This window comes from Microcoleus sp. B13-B6 (assembly GCF_036705405.1).
Classification (GTDB): Bacteria; Cyanobacteriota; Cyanobacteriia; order Cyanobacteriales; family Microcoleaceae; genus Microcoleus.
On sequence record NZ_JAUBUJ010000004.1, the window covers coordinates 71577 to 90679 of the forward strand.

Annotated in this window: 17 protein-coding genes and 2 pseudogenes; 14 read left to right on the forward strand and 5 right to left on the reverse strand. The window is 46.5% G+C overall.

The annotated features are described in order from the left end of the window. Window positions 1–10: 10 nt before the first annotated feature. Window positions 11–880, forward strand: coding sequence for a dihydropteroate synthase (folP, locus tag QUB35_RS02885; RefSeq protein ID WP_333139208.1), 870 nt, complete (start codon window positions 11–13; stop codon window positions 878–880). Here the strand turns inward: folP and QUB35_RS02890 are convergent. After that, on the reverse strand, window positions 871–1707 hold the full coding sequence (locus QUB35_RS02890) for a stomatin-like protein (RefSeq protein WP_333139210.1): 837 nt from the start codon (window positions 1705–1707) through the stop codon (window positions 871–873). The two genes, folP and QUB35_RS02890, sit on opposite strands and share 10 nt — an antisense overlap. Window positions 1708–1903: 196 nt before the next feature. Here QUB35_RS02890 and QUB35_RS02895 point away from each other — a divergent pair. The 3 genes and pseudogenes from QUB35_RS02895 to QUB35_RS02905 all read left to right on the forward strand — a co-directional run. Next, window positions 1904–2509, forward strand: a pseudogene (locus tag QUB35_RS02895) (IS607 family transposase); the annotation flags it as partial. Further along, window positions 2451–3590 (forward strand): transposase, encoded by a 1140-nt coding sequence (locus QUB35_RS02900; RefSeq protein WP_333139377.1) that lies wholly within the window; start codon window positions 2451–2453, stop codon window positions 3588–3590. The pseudogene QUB35_RS02895 and the gene QUB35_RS02900, both read left to right, overlap by 59 nt. 106 nt (window positions 3591–3696) lie before the next feature. After that, on the forward strand, window positions 3697–4467 hold the full coding sequence (locus tag QUB35_RS02905; protein ID WP_333139212.1) for a tetratricopeptide repeat protein: 771 nt from the start codon (window positions 3697–3699) through the stop codon (window positions 4465–4467). A 96-nt stretch (window positions 4468–4563) separates the two neighbouring features. On the opposite strand, the gene aroB is transcribed toward QUB35_RS02905, so the two are convergent. Continuing rightward, a complete protein-coding gene (aroB, locus tag QUB35_RS02910) occupies window positions 4564–5658 on the reverse strand; it encodes a 3-dehydroquinate synthase (protein WP_333139214.1) in 1095 nt (364 codons plus the stop codon). Window positions 5659–5827: 169 nt separating this feature from the next. On the opposite strand from aroB, the pseudogene QUB35_RS02915 reads away from it, so the two are divergent. Next, a pseudogene (locus tag QUB35_RS02915) lies at window positions 5828–7019 on the forward strand (RNA-guided endonuclease InsQ/TnpB family protein). 496 nt (window positions 7020–7515) lie between these two features. Next, window positions 7516–7617 (forward strand): cytochrome b6-f complex subunit PetL, encoded by a 102-nt coding sequence (gene petL / locus QUB35_RS02920; protein WP_333139216.1) that lies wholly within the window; start codon window positions 7516–7518, stop codon window positions 7615–7617. Between the two features lie 181 nt (window positions 7618–7798). Here the strand turns inward: petL and QUB35_RS02925 are convergent, their stop codons facing one another. Together QUB35_RS02925 and QUB35_RS02930 are read right to left on the reverse strand one after the other, a co-directional pair. Continuing rightward, a complete protein-coding gene (locus QUB35_RS02925; protein WP_333139218.1) occupies window positions 7799–8212 on the reverse strand; it encodes an SET domain-containing protein-lysine N-methyltransferase in 414 nt (137 codons plus the stop codon). 284 nt (window positions 8213–8496) lie between these two features. Next, window positions 8497–8730 (reverse strand): hypothetical protein, encoded by a 234-nt coding sequence (locus tag QUB35_RS02930; protein ID WP_333139220.1) that lies wholly within the window; start codon window positions 8728–8730, stop codon window positions 8497–8499. 135 nt (window positions 8731–8865) lie between these two features. Between QUB35_RS02930 and QUB35_RS02935 the strand changes: the two genes are divergently transcribed. Next, window positions 8866–9078 (forward strand): helix-turn-helix transcriptional regulator, encoded by a 213-nt coding sequence (locus QUB35_RS02935; protein ID WP_333139222.1) that lies wholly within the window; start codon window positions 8866–8868, stop codon window positions 9076–9078. A gap of 210 nt (window positions 9079–9288) precedes the next feature. Here QUB35_RS02935 and QUB35_RS02940 read toward each other — a convergent pair whose 3' ends face one another. Then, window positions 9289–10485, reverse strand: a complete 1197-nt coding sequence (locus QUB35_RS02940; protein ID WP_333139224.1) for a transposase — start codon at window positions 10483–10485, stop codon at window positions 9289–9291. 382 nt (window positions 10486–10867) lie between these two features. Here QUB35_RS02940 and QUB35_RS02945 point away from each other — a divergent pair, with 382 nt between their 5' ends. From QUB35_RS02945 to QUB35_RS02975, 7 genes are all read left to right on the forward strand, one after another. Then, window positions 10868–11080, forward strand: coding sequence for a helix-turn-helix transcriptional regulator (locus QUB35_RS02945; protein WP_333139226.1), 213 nt, complete (start codon window positions 10868–10870; stop codon window positions 11078–11080). Window positions 11081–11302: 222 nt separating this feature from the next. Next, the gene (locus QUB35_RS02950) at window positions 11303–11893 is read left to right on the forward strand and encodes a chromophore lyase CpcT/CpeT (RefSeq protein ID WP_333139228.1); all 591 of its coding nucleotides are present in this window, start codon (window positions 11303–11305) and stop codon (window positions 11891–11893) included. A gap of 110 nt (window positions 11894–12003) precedes the next feature. Then, complete coding sequence (locus QUB35_RS02955; protein ID WP_333139230.1) at window positions 12004–13152, forward strand: NAD-dependent epimerase/dehydratase family protein; 1149 nt, start codon at window positions 12004–12006, stop codon at window positions 13150–13152. Window positions 13153–13529: 377 nt separating this feature from the next. Continuing rightward, a complete protein-coding gene (locus QUB35_RS02960) occupies window positions 13530–14174 on the forward strand; it encodes a DUF4291 domain-containing protein (protein ID WP_333139232.1) in 645 nt (214 codons plus the stop codon). Window positions 14175–14184: 10 nt separating this feature from the next. Next, window positions 14185–15318 (forward strand): glycosyltransferase, encoded by a 1134-nt coding sequence (locus QUB35_RS02965; RefSeq protein ID WP_333139233.1) that lies wholly within the window; start codon window positions 14185–14187, stop codon window positions 15316–15318. A gap of 852 nt (window positions 15319–16170) precedes the next feature. Next, on the forward strand, window positions 16171–16386 hold the full coding sequence (locus tag QUB35_RS02970) for a hypothetical protein (RefSeq protein ID WP_333139235.1): 216 nt from the start codon (window positions 16171–16173) through the stop codon (window positions 16384–16386). Between the two features lie 14 nt (window positions 16387–16400). After that, complete coding sequence (locus QUB35_RS02975; RefSeq protein WP_333139237.1) at window positions 16401–19070, forward strand: GAF domain-containing protein; 2670 nt, start codon at window positions 16401–16403, stop codon at window positions 19068–19070. Window positions 19071–19103 lie beyond the last annotated feature (33 nt).

Here is a 19103-nt window from a genome sequence, read left to right on the forward strand (position 1 = left end):
CACGATCGCCATGACACATAACCCAAAAATTACACTTAGAAATCAAGCTTTCGAGTGGGGGAAACGCACTTATTTAATGGGCGTTTTGAACGTAACCCCTGACAGTTTTAGCGACGGCGGAGATTTCAATACCATAGAATCTGCTTTAGCGCAAGCGGAAAATATGGTAAAGTCGGGGGGGGTAGATATTATTGATATTGGCGGTCAATCTACTCGGCCTGGTGCAGTGGAAATATCCTTAGCAGAGGAGATCGATCGCGTTATACCTCTCGTACAAATACTGCGACAAAAAGCCGATATTTTTGGCTCAGTTCCTATTTCGATCGATACTACCAGAGCGCAGGTTGCGAAAGCTGCGGTTGAGGCGGGAGCGGATATAATTAACGATATTTCGGGAGCAACTTTTGATTCGGAAATGCTGTCAACCGTTGCTCAGTTAAAAGTTCCAATAATTTTGATGCACATTCGGGGCACTCCCCAGACGATGCAAAAACTGACAGATTATCGCGATTTAATGGGGGATATTGGGGAATTTTTCGAGAGTCGAATTGCGGCAGCAGTTGCTGCGGGGATTGACAAATCTCAAATAATTCTCGACCCTGGTATTGGCTTTGCTAAGAATTACAGTCAAAACTTAGAAATTCTGCGAGAGTTGCGAAAATTCCGTGTTTTAAACTGTCCGATTTTAGTCGGAGTATCGCGAAAAAGCTTCATCGGTCATATTTTGAATCAGCCAGAAGCGAAACAAAGAGTTTGGGGGACAGCGGCGGCTTGTACAGGTGCGATCGCAAATTTGGCCGATATCTTACGAGTTCACGATGTCAGAGAAATGCACGATGTTTGTCTGGTTGCCGACGCTATCTTCAGAAATCAGTCTTGAGAAGTGGGAGTATCAATAACTTTCATTTCCCCGCCCTCAGAATGAACCACATCGGGCATAGAACCCATCAGCTCGCCCAGAGCTTCGCTCATGCTCCGGGGGTCCATAAACAGAATTTTGGCATTGTCGCTTTCGCCCAATTTTTGTTGAGCGTCTAAGTATTTTTCCGTTACTAAGTAATTCAAAACTTGCTTGCTATTCGGATGGGAGTCTAAAGCTTCAACTAAGAGCCTCATATACTCCTTAGTGCCGATCGCCTTATTGACCATTGCTTGCCACTCGCTCTTGGTAGCGCGCTCCAATTCCATAGCTTCTTGCACCCTTTTCGGAGGTGTAATGCTTTGAATTTCTACCCGAATTACTTTGACACCCCAAGTTTCGGTAGCTTCGTCCAACTTCTTGAGTAACTTTTTATTCATGTCATCTCGGGAACCCAAGATGTCTTGCATGGGCAATCGACCAATTTCAGCGCGAAACGTCGTTAAAACTAAGTTGGCGATCGCATTTTCAATTTGATCGATTCCATAATAAGCTTTCTGTAAATTCACAACCCGCCAATACACAACGGCATCGACTTCGAGAGCCACATTATCTCCCGTGATTGCTGACTGAGGTTTAATGTCTAAAACTCTTTCACGGCTTGTGTCCACGCAGACGACTTTTTCGACCAGGGGACTGATAAAGTGGAATCCTGGCTTGAGGGTGCGCTTGTATTGACCCAAACGTTCCACTAAAGCTTCGTCGCCACCGCTGACTATTTTGACGCTTGAGTTAACAGCGTAGCCGAGGATGAGCGCAAAGAGCATGGTAAGAATAGACTGCCCCATTTCTATTTTCCTGCTAAGGTTGACTGAGAATCGATCGGAATTCTACTCTAATTTAACTCAAACTCGACCCCACAGTGCTAAAATATCTCGACTGTTGCGACAAGGTAAATTATTTTTTGTAAATTCCCGGAACAACCCGACCAAACAGGATACCATAGGAGATGCCAGCAAAAAACAACCATCATGACTCGCTTGAGTCACCCCCCGAGAAGCCTGTAAACTCCTCTCGGTTTCCCAAAAGACCCTTAGAAACTGGGACGAAGCAGGGAAAATCAAGACAATTAGAACTCCTACCAACCAGCGACGTTACGACATTGACTCAGTGTTCAGTGACGGACTCCATCCAAGAATCACCGCCCTCTACTGCCGAGTTAGCAGGGCCACACAAAAAGAAGACCTCAACCGACAAATCAGCTACCTCCAAGGAATCTACCCGCAAGGCCAAGTCTTCAAAGATATCGGAGGGGGACTCAATTTCAAAAGAAAAAGTCTTCTTGCCCTTTTGGGACAAGTCATGTCAGGAACTATCAGCCCAATTGTGGTCTGCCACCTTGACCGACTCGCAAGGTTTGGTTGTGACCTCATCAGAGGGGTGTGCGAACAAAACGATTGCAAACTCGTGGTTCTCGGTCGCACAGAACTATCTCCAGAAAGAGAAATCATTGAAGATATCCTTGCCATCATCCACGTATTCAGTTGCCGATTGTACGGACTCCGCAAGTACAAATCTACTATCAAAGAAGATCCGAGTTTACCCGGAAACGAAATTAGCAGCAACCTGGAGAACTTGGATAGCTGCTAGTCGGTGGTGTTACAACCAAGCAATTGCTATCCTCAAAACCCAGAAAATTGGTAAATACGCTCTGCGAAAGCAGATTATGGATAGCGCGCCAGATTGGGTAAAACTACAACCTTACAATCCCAGACAGCTAGCAGTATTTCAAGCATTTGAAGCCCACAAAGCTGCTAAAAAGTCGGGAGGTTCAGCTAAATTCAGAACCTGTCGAGATACGTCTCAAACCATTAGATTTCAAACTGACAACTGGAAATCAAGTACGTTTTACCCTCAAGGGACCAAAGGCTTAAGCTTTAAGTCAGCAGAACCAATTTTGGATGTCATGCAGCACGAGCCAAGCCTAAGCTTAATTAACGGTCAGTGGTTTGTAAGTTATGCAGTCAAGGAAAGCAAGCCTGCTGCGACAGACTCAAGACTGGCTGTGGCACTCGACCCCGGTGTAAGAACTTTTATGACGGGTTTCGACGGGCAGGAGGTACTAGAGGTGGGCAAGTATGATATTGGCAGAATCTACCGTCTTGCTAGGCATCTAGATAAAATAATGAGTCGAATCGGCAACAGCAAGGGGAGAAGTTTTAAACGACTTCGCTATTGCTTGAGAAAAGCTGCATCTAAAATCAGAAACCAAATTAAAAATTTGGTTTCTGAATTGCACAAAAAAACGGCGAAATATCTGTGTGACAAATACAAGGTAATCTTTCTGCCGACTTTCGAGACTCAGCAGATGGTGAAGAAAGTCAAGCGTCGCCTGACTGCGAAAACAGCTAGAGCGATGGTGACTTTGAGTCACTATAAATTCAAAAAAACGTTGAAGCATCAAGCAGCCAAACATGGTTGTGTTGTAGTAGACGTAACAGAAGAGTATACATCTAAGACCTGTTCAAAGTGCGGTCACATTCATACAAAACTAGGAGGCAAAAAGCATTTTGCTTGCCCCTCCTGCGGTCACAAACTAGACCGGGATACCAATGGCGCTTTTAACATTTTGTTGAAAGCTTTGAGAGATACCTCTTTGACTGGAATTCTTGCTGATTTCCAAGTCTTACCATACTCAGCAATCTCGGACTTCCGGGAATTGCCGGGTTAAATGTATCTGTTAATAACTAACTATTTCATCGGGTGGGCCCCATCGGCTCCGACTCTTGCGGCGCTAGTGAAACCCAGGATATCAACAACACGTTTCCACAAAAAACATGAAAAACGATCGAGAGTTTCCCTGGTTCAAACCTTTGATGTGGATTGCCCCAAGCATTTTGGTGGGTGCAGGAATCTGCAGTGTCGCAGTGGCCGAACCGGCCGGGGCTGAGACAATCGCCCTGCAACTATCGCAAAACTTGCACTCGCAGAACTTGCAACCACAGCGCCGAGGCCCTGCTGTTCGGGAAGTTATGTCCTACGAGATGAAGGGAGACGAACTCAGGATTTGCAAGCAGGAAGGCAACTCCGAGAAAAAGTGCCAAGTTGTAGGTAAAGGCTACACGATGGGTTTGAGAACTGCCAACGACCTTTACGGTCAAGGAAATGCTGTCAATGCCGAAGCTTTGTACCGGCAACTAATCGCTCGCTATCCCAAAGAAGCGGATGCTTATTACAAGTTGGCAACTATGCTGTCGGGGCAAGGTAAAATGAGCGATGCGATCGCTCTATTCCAAAAAGCAATTGAAGTCAACCCGCAGCACGCCAAAGCTCACAACGATTTAGGCGTGGCGATGGCAAGTCAGGGGCAGTTGCCAGAGGCAATTGTTCAGTGGAGACAAGCCATTAAAATTAACGATCGATATCCCGATGCTTTAAACAATTTAGGAGTCGGTTTGTACCAACAAGGAGACAAGGAAAACCAAGCGGAGGCAGTAGCCAGCCTCACAAAAGCTAAAGAGTTATTTATCAAGCAAGGCAGAACTCAAGCCGCTAACAGAATAGATAAAATTTTGGAGGAAATTAATTCGCGATCGAGCGGTTCCTAAACTCCAGCGCCGATCGCCGATTGAAAGAAAAAACATCATTGGCGATCGGCGTTAATCAGCATTCAGCGGCGGTTAAACAGCCCCAAAAACCGCAAGCTAAAGCATTTCCTTCAAAACTTGTATAATCAAATCCCCATCCACCCGATCGCTCACAGCAGCCTCACCCAAGCGCACCGGCAGCACAAACCGCACCTTGCCATCCTGCACCTTCTTATCGAGTTGCAAAGTATGCAAAATTTCCTCAACATCCACACCAGCCGGCAATTTGGCAGGTAAACCCGCTTTTTCAATTAAAGCAGATTGACGGCGATCGCACTCAGCATCCCACATTCCCAACTCCACAGCCAACCGGCTTGACGCAGCCATGCCGATAGCCACTCCTTCCCCGTGATTGATCACCTTGTAATTGGTCAAACTTTCCACAGCATGACCGATGGTGTGTCCGTAATTCAAAATCGCCCGCAAACCCGATTCCTTCTCGTCTTTGCTTACCACCTCAGCCTTAGCTTGGCAAGACCTGCTCAAAATTTCTGCCAACAAATCCGCCTTCACATAGCGCATTTGATCCAAACGCTTGCAATTCTCCAACTTCCCGAAAAGTTCAGCATCCCAAATCACCCCGTACTTGATGACTTCCGCCATCGCCGAACGAAACTCTCTCGCCGGCAGAGTTTTGAGTACATCCGGGTCAATTAACACCAAGCGTGGCTGGTGAAAAGCCCCGATTAAATTCTTCCCTAAAGGATGATTTACCCCCGTTTTGCCACCAATAGAAGCATCAACCATCGCCAGCAGCGAAGTCGGAACCTGCACGACATTAATTCCGCGCAGCCAAGTTGCCGCCGCAAAACCCGTCATATCGCCAACCACCCCGCCGCCCAAAGCCACCATTGTCGAGGAACGTTCTAAGCGGTTTTCCAAAGCCGCACCGTAAATTTTCTGCACCGAATTTAAAGTTTTGTACTGTTCTCCCGGTGGTAAAATGCAGCTACTGACTTCCAGACCGGCCGATTCGATGGCCGCTGTTGCTCTTTCGCCGTACTGCCGAAAAATCGACTGATTCGACACCAGCAGCACTTTTTTGCCCAAACTTAGATCGCCCATCAGACTGCCGAGTTCGTCTAAACCGCCCGATCGCACGCAAACATTGTAAGATTGTGGCCCCAAGTCAACTTTAATTATCGATTGCATATTTATCTAATTTAGATATTAGATTTTAGATTATAGTTCTTATAGGTCTTTTTATCAGGAAATTGGGTTAAAAACCCCGTCCTTCGCTTGACGGCTTTAATTGTAAAGTTTTAATAAGTCACGGAACATCCTATGCTGAACATAGTAGCATAAGGTGGGAGGTAAAACCATGCTAGTTTTCGAGTTTAAAGCATACGGAAAATCAAATCAGTTTACTGCCGTAGACGAAGCAATTCGTACCGCAAAATTCGTCCGCAATAGCTGTATAAGGTATTGGATGGACAACAAAAAGGTGGATAAATATGATTTGAATAAATACTGCGCTGTACTGGCGCGTGATTTTTCCTTTGCTGACGAACTCAACTCAATGGCTAGACAAGCTAGTGCAGAACGAGCATGGTCTTCTATCTCCCGATTCTACGATAACTGCAAGAAGGGTGTTGCTGGCAAAAAAGGCTATCCACAGTTCCAGAAAGATTGCCGATCTGTTGAGTATAAATCAACTGGATGGAAACTTGCCGACGACCGAAAATCCATCAATTTTACCGACAAGAAAGGGATTGGGCGGTTAAAACTCAAGGGGACACGCGATTTGCATTTCTACCAAATTAGCCAAATAAAACGGGTGAGATTGGTAAAACGTGCGGATGGCGTATACGTTCAGTTTTGTATTGATATTGATCGAAAGGAAAACATAGCCCCCTCTGGGAACACCATAGGCTTAGACGTAGGATTGAAGGAATATTACACCGACTCAAAAGGAATTACGGTTGAGAACCCGAGATTTTTGCGAAAAGGTGAAAAAGTCCTTAAACGTTGTCAACGTCGGGTGTCCAGGAAAGTAAAAGGTTCAAACAACAGGGACAAAGCTAGGCGGATTCTAGGCAAACGCCATCTCAAAATAAGTAGGCAGCGTAAAGACCATGCAATGAAGCTTGCACGGTGCGTAATCTCATCAAACGATGTAATCGCTTACGAAGATTTGAGAATAAAAAATCTGGTGAAGAATCATTGTTTAGCTAAGTCTATTAACGACGCATCTTGGTATCAGTTCCGTGTCTGGCTTGAATACTTTGGAAAAGTATTTGAAAAGATTACGGTTGCGGTGAATCCGCAATATACCAGCCAAGAATGCTCTAGCTGCGGTGTAATTGTCAAGAAAACGCTATCTACTAGAACGCACGTGTGTAAATGTGGGTGTGTAATGGATAGAGACGAAAACGCGGCTAGAAATATCCTCAAGGAGAGGATTGGGTACGGTAGGGCATACCGGAACTTTTGCGCTTGACGCAAGCAACGCTTTAGGAGAATCAATCTCTACTTTGGCTGGAGAAATCCTGCCTCAGCAAATTGGCTCGTAGATTAAAGAATCCCGGTGCGTTTACGCGCCAGGAGTGTCAATGATTGTTTTGGAGAAATTGCAGTCAGCGCCCCGCACTGAAGTAACGGGCTTGATGCCTACAACTTCAGTTAGTTGACCAGCCAAGCGTCTTAACTGACTAAGTTTTTTGAGTCACGACAGCGGGAGAATGCGTAGCTAGTTCCCCGCTCTGTCGTCAGTGGTTAAACAGTTTTACTCTTAGGTAAGACAGCGCTGCTGACCTAACAAGCTCACTAAACATTGGCGCGTGCTAACATTACCCCGAAAGGAGGCTCTAAGAAAGAGCAAACCATTATGCGTACAGGGTGAAAGGTTTGAAGCAGTAATTGTCCTGTTGAAAGTTTATTACAAAAGAACCCGGAACTAAGTAATTCCAAGGCGGTAAAGGTGTAAATTATTTAAGGCGGTTGAAACCGCTCGTATCGTTTCCCTCTCAGGTCTAAAGACGCTGAGGAACCCACTTACCGAGGATTTTTATGACTCTTAGCGGAATAATAACTTATTTCGGGCTTTTTGGCGGCATGATCGGCTTGGCGACAGTCCTGATGTTTGGTCTGCGGGCTGTCAAACTCATCTAATTTGCTAATTTAGATGCCTCAACCAGAGGATTTAATCTCTGGCAAAAGTATCGTTTGGGCGAAGTATTTGCGCGAAAAATCTCTAGTTTTATCTGTAGATAGATCGCGCAAGTGCTTCCTCCTATAAAACTTTATGCTAGTATTAACTAATTCAATAAATCCAGTACGCAATTGTAACACTTTAACTAGATTGTATGGTGCGTGTCAGAGTGATTTCCTGAATGCCAAGACGTATAAAATAAGTATCATCATAACAGTTATAGTTGCAAACAAGTTCTTCTCCCTCGTAGATGTCAACTGCTGCAACGTCTCGTCGCAATGTCGAAAGAATATTAGGAGACTCCGAACAATGATTGATGAAACGTTGATCGTCAAAGCAAAGAACATATCTACAGAGGATATTGTCAAAATAGGCATATTTTAGGAACTGTTCTTTTGCTGAAGGAGACATACGTTCAACATCAGCCTCTTCATAAGACGTATCGAAGTATGGAGAGTATTCCCAGGTAACAGTACCTTTGGGAATAAACTGCGCTGCGAAAAGACCAATAGCATGAATAAAACTGATGCCAAGTTTTGTCTTAACCAGTAGCATACCGTTTTATTCTCCTGTTATGAAAATAAGCAACAAAATGCTGCTTAAAACTATCAACACCACAACTCTATCACCTACATCCAAATGAAGAAACTGGCCGTTCACTATAGCGCTTCTAATTGAAATCGGAAATATTATAGAGTATAATAGAGTAAAAAAAAACGAAAAAAAAATTATCCGCTTAAGGATGATAATTTTAGCGTGGAGTCTGGCTAGGGGCTGACTTCTGGGTTATAACACAGGAGCGATCGCACTTGCTATAAAACACGATCGCTCCTGATTAATTACAAGATTCGTTCTAATTGAGTCGATCGCACTTCTGCCAATTTCTCAGCCCCTGTCGTATCAAAAACGATCGCGTGTTTAGCCGTCGGCAACAACCGCCGTAAAATCTGTATGTATCCATCCGCATCGCCCCGGCGGTGGAACCGAGCAACCACCAATCGCTGCATATTTGGCAATTGTCGCACGATACACCAGGGATGAGTGTTTAATTTGGGCTTGGATGTTGGTATCATAGGGTAATCCTTCCCCGCAAACGCGGGGTGTGATAGAAAAGGCGATCGCCCTTAAGTTTTCGAGGCTAGGAGGGCGATCGTTTTTAGTGTACATAGATATCATATGTTGCATACGCATCAATGTCAAGTTAAAACATGGGATACGTTAGACTGCGGATTCGAGAACTAGCTGAGCAAAAGGGTTGGACACTAAAGCAAGTTGCGGATCGATCCGGAGTTAATTACAACACTGTCAGAAGCTACGTTCAGCGCGATGCTTTGAATACAGCCGATCTTTCTGCTGTTTACAAAATTGCCCGCGCCTTCGACGTGACAATGGAAGATTTGGTCGAGATTTTGGAAGATTGAGGGCGCACCAATGGGGCGAGTTCGACTAAAGATTCGAGAGTTGGCAGAAGAAAAGGGCTGGACGCTGCAAGACGTGGCAGATCGCCAAGAGGGTCAATTACAACACGGTTAAAGGGTACGCTAGACGCGATGATGGGATGAGTATGGTCGATCTGAGTGCCGTTCAGAAGATCGCCCTTGCTTTTGATGTCATGAGTCAACTACCCAGCATCAAGCGGAGTACCGCCGGAGATGTGGGCTTGTATCTGAGCTCCACCGCAATTGGGACAATCTTTGCAGAATCTCAGCTTTAGTTTCACGGCCCGACACATTAGGGGATGCTGACAAGCTCCCCGTACTCGTCCAGTCCTGCCGGACAAGCAACGTTCTCATGGCAATATTCCGCGCACCCACCAAATCAGCATGAAGCTCGTGTCCGCAACATTCACAGCGAAACAATAGCCCTTTTTTTGGTCTATTGCCTGCTGATGTGTGTCCGCACTTTGGACAGCTTTGCGAAGTATAATGAGCTGGGACTTTAGTAGCTAAAGAGCCGTTCAAATTAGCTTTGTAGTCAATATAGCCGTGCAATTCGGCAAACGACCATTTAGCTTTATTTCGATTAGCTCTTCGCTGTTTCTTGCTAGCCTTTTTACCAGACTTGGACTTCATTCTCTCCCGAACTCCGGTTAGGTTTTTCAGTCCAATCAAAGTATTAGGTTTGGCAATATCCTTGCTAATTTGGTGGTTCACGTCAGCGATAAACCGTCTTTCTCTTCCCGACAAAGCAATTAGTCTGCGCTTTGCCGAACGAGTGTCTTTACGCTGAAGAGTTTGTCTAGCTTTATGATAGCGGTTGGCTTTATGTCTAGCTTCTGAACCTGAGTAGAAATTAGACTTGTTTTGTAAGTCTGTTTCTACGGCTAAGTAGCGCATCCCCACGTCAACGCCAGAAATTCTGGTTATTTTCAGTGGGTCGAGCTCAGGGGTTTCTACCTCAATACTTACCATCAAATAGTAAACCTTAGAGGAACGCTGATAGACAATTTTAGCTGCTCCAAACTTGGAACCCTTGGCAATCAAATCCAGATGCTTGTTGTAGCCATCATACGAAACTACTATTCTACCAGCTAGGGTAATAATACTCACCCTCTGCTCGGATTTGAACGAGTAGTCGCGCTGATAATTCAAGGTACAAGTTCGAGAAATATACTTAGGGGGCTGGTCTAGTCCTTTGTACCTTTTCTTGGTGTACCCTTTGGCAATAGCATCGTTAGATTGTTTTACCTTAGTCCAGAGTGTTTTGTAGGTTGCCGACACTTGTCTGGGTACATTGCAAGCCATCTGAGCGCCCAGCCCAAATCGAACACGCAATTCGTTGTAAACAGCCTTTTGCAACGAGAGCGCCATTGCTGGTTTTGTTCGCATCAAAAGCAACTCGCGAAGTATGATTCAAGGCATCGCGATAAGCCAAGGTAGTCTGAGACACCAAACCTTTGTGCTCGGCATTCAGGTTTAGTTTTAGCTTGGCGGTGATTATTTGAGGCATCACTTTCACGAACGCTGAGAAAATTATATCTCGTGAAGATGGCAAAAGCAAGTGGTGTAGCAAAAATTATTTGTTCGCTCATCGACCGCCCCTCACCTTCGGACACATAAAGTCATCGGTTTGGTTCGGGGCGGCTCTCCTGGCTCACGCAAATTCCTCCCGACGCTCGACGCTCACCTGGGTACAGGTAGAGCGCGGGACTCCTTTTGGTTTAGTTGAAGATTTGGTCGAGTTTTTGGAATAGTAAGGGCGATCGCGCTAATGGGATATGTTAGATTGCGGATTCGAGAACTAGCTGAGCAAAGAGGTTGGACGTTCAAAGAAGTTGCCGATCGCTCGGGAGTCAACTACAACACAGTAAAAAGCTACGGGAGGCGCGATGCTTTGAATACAGTCGATCTTTCTGCTGTCTACAAAATTGCCCGCGCCTTCGACGTGACAATGGAAGATTTGGTTGAGGTTTTGGAAGATTGAGGGCGAACCAATGGGGCGAGTTCGACTACAAATTCGAGAGTTGGCAGAAGAAAAGGGCGATCTCGCTAATGGGATACGTTGATTAATGCCGTACTTATCGCCGCAGTTTCTTTACTTGTTCGTAAACCATATAACTACCTTCTATAGCCGATCGCCCGCTATCCCCTAAAATAATTTCTACTCCCTCAATCCAAAATCTAAAATCCAAAATCTAAAATCGAAATGACTCATTCCACCGATATCGTCACCCTCGCCCGCTGGATGGCCGCCGACTTCAGCAACCAAGCCCAAGCCTTTGAAAACCCGCCCTTCTTCGCCCACATCCGCGTGTGCATGAGGCCTTTGCCCGTCGAAGTTCTGGATGGGCTCAGCTTGTACCTAGAACAAGCCTACGATATTGAACTGAATGTACCGTACCGAGTCCGAGTCTTAAAATTAATCCCGGTGGGCGATCGAATCGACATCGAAAATTATGCCATAGAAAACGAAGAACAATTCTACGGCGCTGCCCGCGACCCGCAACGGCTGCAAGAAATCAAAAAAGAACAACTGACACTACTTCCCGGCTGCACCTTTATTACGCAGTGGACGGGCAACAGCTTCAAAGGGTCTGTCGAACCAGGAAAAGGCTGCATGGTGGTCAGAAAGGGCAAAAAAACCTATCTAGACAGCGAATTCGAGATTGACCAAGACAAATTTATTAGCCACGATCGCGGACGTGACCCAGAAACCGACGCCCATGTCTGGGGAGCCCAGGCCGGCCCCTTTGAATTCACCCGCCGGGCCAGTTTCGCCGACGAAATTCAGGTTTAATCAAAAAAAACAGACTCCTTCCTAGGCGAACACGCTTGATTAAAGGTTCAGAATGCACCATAACCTGATACATTAACCCAGTATTGGCAAGCAAGATTCACCGTTGATTTATGAAAGTCCTGGTTATTGGTGGCGATGGCTATTGCGGTTGGGCAACCGCACTCTACCTTTCTAACAAGGGTTACGAAGTTGGCATCCTCGACAGCTTCGTGCGGCGGCACTGGGATCTAGAACTGTGCAGCGACACCCTCACTCCCATCGCACCGATTCAGCAAAGACTCCAGCGATGGCAAGATTTAACGGGCAAGTCGATCGACTTGTTCGTCGGTGACATCACCAACTACGATTTTCTCAGCAAAAGCATGAGAAAATTTGCACCAGAGGCGATCGTCCATTTCGGCGAACAGCGTTCGGCACCTTTCTCAATGATCGATCGCGAACACGCAGTCCTCACTCAAGTCAATAACGTCGTCGGGACACTCAACCTGCTGTACGCCATCCGCGAAGACTTCCCCGACTGTCACCTAGTGAAATTGGGGACAATGGGCGAATACGGCACGCCGAATATTGACATTGAAGAAGGCTACATTACGATCGAACACAACGGCCGCAAGGATACACTACCCTATCCCAAACAACCAGGCAGTTTCTACCACCTGTCAAAAGTCCACGACTCCCACAACATCCATTTTGCTTGCAAAATCTGGGGTTTAAGAGCCACCGACTTAAATCAGGGCGTCGTCTACGGCGTGCTCACAGATGAAACAGGCATGGACGAACTGTTGATCAACCGTTTGGACTACGACGGAGTATTCGGTACAGCCTTGAACAGATTTTGCATCCAAGCTGCGATCGGTCATCCTTTGACGGTTTACGGCACTGGCGGACAAACCCGCAGCTTCTTAGACATTCGGGATACCGTGCGGTGCGTGGAATTGGCGATCGCCAACCCTGCCGAAGCCGGACAATTCCGTGTCTTCAACCAATTCACCGAACAATTCAGCGTCGGCGACTTAGCCTCCTTGGTGCAAAAAGCAGGCATGGCAATGGGATTAAAAGTAGAAATCAACCACCTCGAAAATCCCAGAGTCGAGAAAGAAGAACATTATTTCAATGCCAAAAACACCAATTTGCTAGACCTCGGTTTGCAACCGCACTATCTCTCAGATTCCCTGCTCGATTCTCTGCTGAATTTTGCTACAAAATATCAGCACCGTGTCGATAAAAACCAAATTTTGCCGAAGGTTTCTTGGAAGTAAGTTCGGGCCTCTATCTGCGGGGAAAGAGCTTTTTAACGAACCGCGAAGGCGCGAAGGGCGCGAAGTAAGAGAAAAGAAGGGAAGAGAGGAGAAGGGTTCGCAAGTTCTGAATGGATTTGGCTGTATATTACGATAATCTATCTTTTTTATCTCTTTCTCTGTGTCCTCTGTGTCCTCTGCGGTTAATTAAAAAATTCCATAACGAAGCCCCATTTGCCTCTGGAACAGAAATATTAATTGCCAGAACAGCAAAGGAAATTCACAGAATTAATTGCTTTGCCGAAGGTGTGGAATTGCTTTGAGGCGGGATAATTGTAGGGATAGGAATTCACGGAGTTTGTATGTTGCCCCCAGAAACATCACGAGAGTAATTAGTTGTGGTGAAGCTGCTAACAGAGCCCTACTTAAACCAGGCAAGTAAATGGCCGAAAACAGGTCGTCACATTCTGGCACAATTTGATGAACATACGGTCGTAGTGTACCAAGCCTACCGTCCGGCGATCGGTCTTTTTGCAGCGGAACAAGGTTATTTCGGTGGGGAATTTAGTCTGAATCGCATGAGTTGGATTAAGCCCAATTTTCTATGGATGATGTATCGCTCGGAATGGGGAACAAAACCCGGACAAGAAGTAATTCTGGCTATTTGGCTGAAGCGCTCGGCTTTTGACGAAATTTTAGCATCTGCTGTCCATTCTAATTTCGTTCCAGCAGTGTATGGAAGCGAAAAAGAATGGCAACAAGCTGTTAAAAATTCGGCTGTACGGCTGCAATGGGACCCGGACCATCACCCAAATGGATCGAAAATGGATCGGCGGGCAATTCAACTCGGTTTGCGCGGCAGTGTTTTAGCTCGTTACGCGCGAGAATGGATTGTTAAAATCGAGGATATTTCCCAATTCGTACAGCAACAGCGTCAATATAATGGAGGCGATAGCACGCAATTACTGACTCCCTGCGAGGCAGTGTATCCTGTCATCGACCCCGACATCTTCCAGAGGCTAGGATTATCATCGGTTTCCTAAACAATTTATTATGAGAATCGCTCTTTTCACTGAAACTTTCCTGCCGAAAATAGACGGCATTGTCACTAGACTGATTCACACTGTAGATCACTTGCAGCGCGCGGGCGAACAAGTTCTGATATTTTCTCCAGATTATGGGATTAAAGAATACAAAGGTGTCCGAGTTTACGGTGTGGAGGGTTTGCCTTTGCCGATGTACCCGGAATTGAAAATGGCACTTCCTTCTCCGGCTGTCGGTCGCCAATTAGAGCAGTTTAAACCTGATATTATTCATGTTGTCAATCCCGCTATTTTGGGATTGGGCGGTATATATTACGGGAAAAAGTTCAACATTCCGATTTTGGCTTCTTATCACACGCATTTGCCCAAATATTTGCACCACTACGGTTTTGGAGTCCTCGAACCTTTATTGTGGGAATTGCTCAAAGGTGCTCACAACCAAGCAGAACTGAATTTATGTACTTCTACAGCAATGGTAGAAGAATTGAGAACCCACGGCATTGAGCGGGTAGATTTGTGGCAGCGGGGTGTAGATACTGAAATGTTTGTCCCGGAATTGGCAAGTCGAGAAATGCGATCGCGCCTTTCTGCAAATAACCCAGACAGCCCCCTGCTGCTGTACGTCGGCCGCCTCGGTGCAGAAAAAGAAATCGAACGCATCAAACCAGTCCTCGCAGCGATTCCCGATGCCCGCCTCGCCTTAGTGGGAGACGGCCCGCATCGGCAAACCCTGGAACAATATTTTGCCGGTACACCCACCAATTTTGTCGGCTACCTCAAGGGGCAAGAACTCGCAAGAGCTTACGCATCGGCCGACGCCTTCATTTTTCCCTCCCGCACCGAAACCCTGGGCTTAGTGCTCCTAGAAGCAATGGCTGCGGGGACGCCTGTAGTGGCGGCGCGCAGCGGCGGAATTCCCGATATCGTCACCGACGGTGTTAACGGATATTTATTTGACCCCGCCGACGAAGAAGGAGCACTAGCCGCCACCAAGCGTCTGTTTGCGAATCCCGAAGAACGGGAAACCTTGCGCCATAACGCTCGCCGAGAAGCCGAACGCTGGGGTTGGGCCGCGGCCGCCGCACAACTGCAGCGCTACTATCAATCAGTGGTGTTTGCCGAGTCTGTGCCCACAGCGGCCTAAATGTCAGGATCTGTAGCACCTTTAAACATCACCGCCAGCTTAGCTTCCCTGTTCGATCGTCAGTTGGTATTGAATAGGGATGTTTTCAAAGACCGATCGAACTTTTTTGCTGCATAAATTACCGTCGTTATCCTGCTGTTTTCGTATAGTAAACGAATTCTTGTAAACTCTTAGAAGATAGCGGTAGACATTGGTAAGCTGTTAGTCATTTAAATTTATTGCCTCAACCCCTTGCAGTATGGGGTCTGGCCCACAAATAGTGCAGTTTGAATGTCGAACAGCTTAGTATGTAATAGGATAGGCTACCGTTTAAAACCAGCGCCGAAGCATCGGACTAAGCGAAAAAGTTTCGTAGTAAGCGTAACGGATCAGCCCCCAAAAGCGTAACGCATTGAATAGCGCTTTCAATATTTTGTTGAAAGCTTTGAGAGATACCTCCCTATTAGGGATCGCTAAAAGCGATGCCTGATCTGCCATACACAGTATATCGAGGCGCAATCCTGGATTTACCGGGTTAAATGTATCTGTTGCGTTTACCATTAAACTATGAGTAAGCTCTGTAGGAATGCCTTGCGCGCTGCTTTCATAGCGCCCTTTACCTGACCGGATACGGTCGCCGAGTGCGCTAAAACTGTCACACCGCGCGCTGGGGCCGAGCACAGAGCGTCAAATCCACACTGCACTCTCGATCGAACTAAAGCCTGTCACCTAATTTTCAGGCCTTCTGTTTTGCGAACTCAAGTTCAGCTTGAATTGACGAACCCTCATCAGTAAGCTGTCGCGCCTTTTAATTGCATATTCAGGGCGGGCGGGACGCCCAACCCCTACTCCCCACAAGAGTTAGATTGTTTTTTGACAGACAATTTAAATGCCGCAACAGCTTATCGAGGTTGGAAAAAAGATCGATCGAGCATACAAAACAAGCAAACTGAAGTTGCGTGCGCCACTTTTGAACTCACGATTCATCAAAACGACAAGCGAGTGCCGATGCGCTGGCAAACAAATTCAAGAGTTTGCACCGCCGCCGAATCTAGCGCCGATCGACCTGCGGTCAGTCTACCCCTCTGAGCAAGCAGTTAATCATGACATTCTCCAATACTGGTAGCGTTCTGGCTACACTGACTCAAGTCAATTTTATGGGGGCATTGACCTCCCGTGTTAAGAGCCTGCCAGTTCCTGAATTAGTGTGCCTGCTGGACTTTATCACGGCTGAATTTCAGCAATTTATCCGGGCGATGGACCTGATTAACAATGAAGCACTCGAAAGTCTCTTAGAGCAACTTTTAGATGCCTTCACTGTCAAAATTGGTCAAATTTTGCAAGCAGACCGGACAACAATTTTTTTGGTTGACTCCAACAAAAATCAACTGTGGCACAAAACACTCGATCCACTGACGGGCGAGGAGGTAGAAGTACGCTTGCCTATGGATGCAGGCATTTTAGGCTACGTAGCAACAACCGGAAAATCTATTAATGTCGCCGAAGCTCGATCGCACGAGTATTTTAATTCCGAAGTAGACGAACCACCGGGCTACCACATCGAGACCATGCTGTGTATGCCAATTTTTAGCAGCAAGAGCCAACAGGAACCCGTGGCGGTGGTCAGACTGTTAAATAAAGCTGGCAAAGTCTCCTTTAGCGAGGAAGACGAACAGCAGTTCCAGGCTTTTGCAGATTCGATCGGGATTATTCTCGAAAGCTGTCAGTCTTTCTACGTCGTGGCCCGCAACCAGCGAGGGGTTGCCGCACTTTTGAGAGCGACCACGACTTTGGGTCAAAGTCTTGACTTGGAAACCACTTTGCGCTCTGTCATGGATCAAGCTCGCGACTTGATGCAGGCCGATCGCAGCACGCTATTTTTGTTAAATCGGGAAACCAACGAACTTTGGACAAAATTAGCTAAGGCTGACGGCACAACGATGATGGAAGTCCGCCTTCCTGCGAATAGGGGAATTGCTGGCTACGTGGCTTCGACTGGTCAACCTCTAAATATTACAGATGCTTACGACGATCCCCGCTTTGATCCCTCTACAGACCAGCAAACGGGATACCGCACTCGGACTGTCTTGTGTATGCCGGTGCATAACGCTAAAGGTGAGCTGATCGGGGTAACTCAGCTAATTAATAAGAACCAAGGTACTTTCACCCCTTCCGACGAAGAGTTTTTGCGAGCGTTTAATTCCCAAGCAGGAATGGCGTTGCAAAATTCTCAACTGTTTCAGAACGTGATGGTGGAAAAGCAGTATCAGAAAGATATGCTGCAAAGTCTTTCTGATGCAGTGATTTCCACTGATTTGAAGGGGCGAGTGGTGACTATCAACGAAGCAGCCCTAGAATTGTTGGGCTGTCCGGTAAATCAAGCTAAAAGCAAACCAAATCCCCAGATTTGGGAAGATAAACTGGTGAATCGCTATGTTTGGGAAGTTGTGCCGATCGAAAATTTGCAATTTCGACTCGAAGACAGTCTCAACAATGCTGCCAGACATTACGTTCCCGAACAAAGTTTAACTGTGGGACTGTTGGTAGAAAAAACGCTCAATTCTCAACAAAAAGAAGAAGAAGAAGAAGAAGAAGAAGAAGAAAGTTATATTTTGGCCGTGCCCGATCGCACTGATCCTAATTTATATTACGCTTGGGGCGAAAACCGCGCGTGGACTGAGGAAGTAGCGCTGGCAGAATTAGCTAATGCCCAATCTCTATTTGCGCTGCGAAATTCTGCCCTGTATCACCCTTATTGTCCGCTGCCCATCCCCGCCGCTCGAATAAAAGTAATTGAACGTAGTTTGAATTTGACTGTCAACCCGCTGCTCAATCCAGAGGGCGGCGTGCGTGGCGGTTTAGTGGTACTCGAAGACATCAGCCACGAAAAGCGGATGAAAAATACGATGTACCGCTACCTGACTCCTGGAGTCGTAGATAAAGTGATGGCCTTGGGTGAAGGCGCCCTGATGGTGGGCGAACGCAAAGAAGTGACTATTTTATTTTCCGACATTCGCGGCTATACCACGCTGACCGAAAATTTGGGAGCGTCCGATGTGGTATCCCTGCTGAACGAATATTTTGAGACGATGGTGGAGGCCGTTTTCCACTACGAAGGCACTTTAGACAAGTTTATCGGCGATGCTTTAATGGCGGTTTTCGGCGCGCCCCTGCCGCTGAATCCTCCGGAAAGTCACGGTTGGATGGCGGTTCAGTCGGCTTTAGATATGCGCCGCCGTTTGAAAGAGTTTAATGATTCTCGCCCCGGTGCAGATCCGTTTCGCTTCGGAATTGGGATTAGTTCGGGAGAGGTGGTTTCGGGAAATATTGGTTCCCAAAAGCGGATGGATTACACGGTAATCGGGGATGCGGTGAATTTGAGTTCGCGCTTGGAACAGCTTACAAAGGAGTACGGCTGCGATATAATTTTGAGCGAATTTACATACAGTTTGTGTCGCGAAGGGATTTGGGTGCGAGAGTTGGACAAGGTGCGGGTTAAGGGAAAAAATCAGCCGGTGGGTATTTACGAGTTGCTGCAAAATAGTTCTGAACCCATTGATGGGGAAACCGTTCGGTTTTTGGAACTTTACAGCAACGGTCGGGATGCTTATATTGCTAGAAATTTTCACAAAGCTATTAATTGTTTTGAAGCGGCTTTAGCTATGCGACCGAACGATCGACCTGTGGAAGTTCACCTCGATCGATCCCTGAGCTATTTGGAAGTACCCCCGCCCGATGATTGGGACGGCGTGCATACTATGACAACCAAGTAGTAGATTATATTACATCCGAGTGCTCAAAAGTAA

Excerpts from the sequence above, each read along its gene's own strand:
- folP (WP_333139208.1), top strand. The coding sequence starts at position 11 with ATGACACATAACCCAAAAATTACACTTAGAAATCAAGCTTTCGAGTGG.
- QUB35_RS02945 (WP_333139226.1), top strand. The coding sequence starts at position 10,868 with ATGGGATATGTTAGATTGCGGATTCGAGAACTAGCTGAGCAAAGAGGT.
- QUB35_RS02975 (WP_333139237.1), top strand. The coding sequence starts at position 16,401 with ATGACATTCTCCAATACTGGTAGCGTTCTGGCTACACTGACTCAAGTC.
- aroB (WP_333139214.1), bottom strand. The coding sequence starts at position 5,658 with ATGCAATCGATAATTAAAGTTGACTTGGGGCCACAATCTTACAATGTT.
- QUB35_RS02940 (WP_333139224.1), bottom strand. The coding sequence starts at position 10,485 with ATGCGAACAAAACCAGCAATGGCGCTCTCGTTGCAAAAGGCTGTTTAC.
- QUB35_RS02905 (WP_333139212.1), top strand. The coding sequence starts at position 3,697 with ATGAAAAACGATCGAGAGTTTCCCTGGTTCAAACCTTTGATGTGGATT.
- QUB35_RS02935 (WP_333139222.1), top strand. The coding sequence starts at position 8,866 with ATGGGATACGTTAGACTGCGGATTCGAGAACTAGCTGAGCAAAAGGGT.
- QUB35_RS02955 (WP_333139230.1), top strand. The coding sequence starts at position 12,004 with ATGAAAGTCCTGGTTATTGGTGGCGATGGCTATTGCGGTTGGGCAACC.
- petL (WP_333139216.1), top strand. The coding sequence starts at position 7,516 with ATGACTCTTAGCGGAATAATAACTTATTTCGGGCTTTTTGGCGGCATG.
- QUB35_RS02890 (WP_333139210.1), bottom strand. The coding sequence starts at position 1,707 with ATGGGGCAGTCTATTCTTACCATGCTCTTTGCGCTCATCCTCGGCTAC.
- QUB35_RS02925 (WP_333139218.1), bottom strand. The coding sequence starts at position 8,212 with ATGCTACTGGTTAAGACAAAACTTGGCATCAGTTTTATTCATGCTATT.
- QUB35_RS02965 (WP_333139233.1), top strand. The coding sequence starts at position 14,185 with ATGAGAATCGCTCTTTTCACTGAAACTTTCCTGCCGAAAATAGACGGC.
- QUB35_RS02950 (WP_333139228.1), top strand. The coding sequence starts at position 11,303 with ATGACTCATTCCACCGATATCGTCACCCTCGCCCGCTGGATGGCCGCC.
- QUB35_RS02930 (WP_333139220.1), bottom strand. The coding sequence starts at position 8,730 with ATGATACCAACATCCAAGCCCAAATTAAACACTCATCCCTGGTGTATC.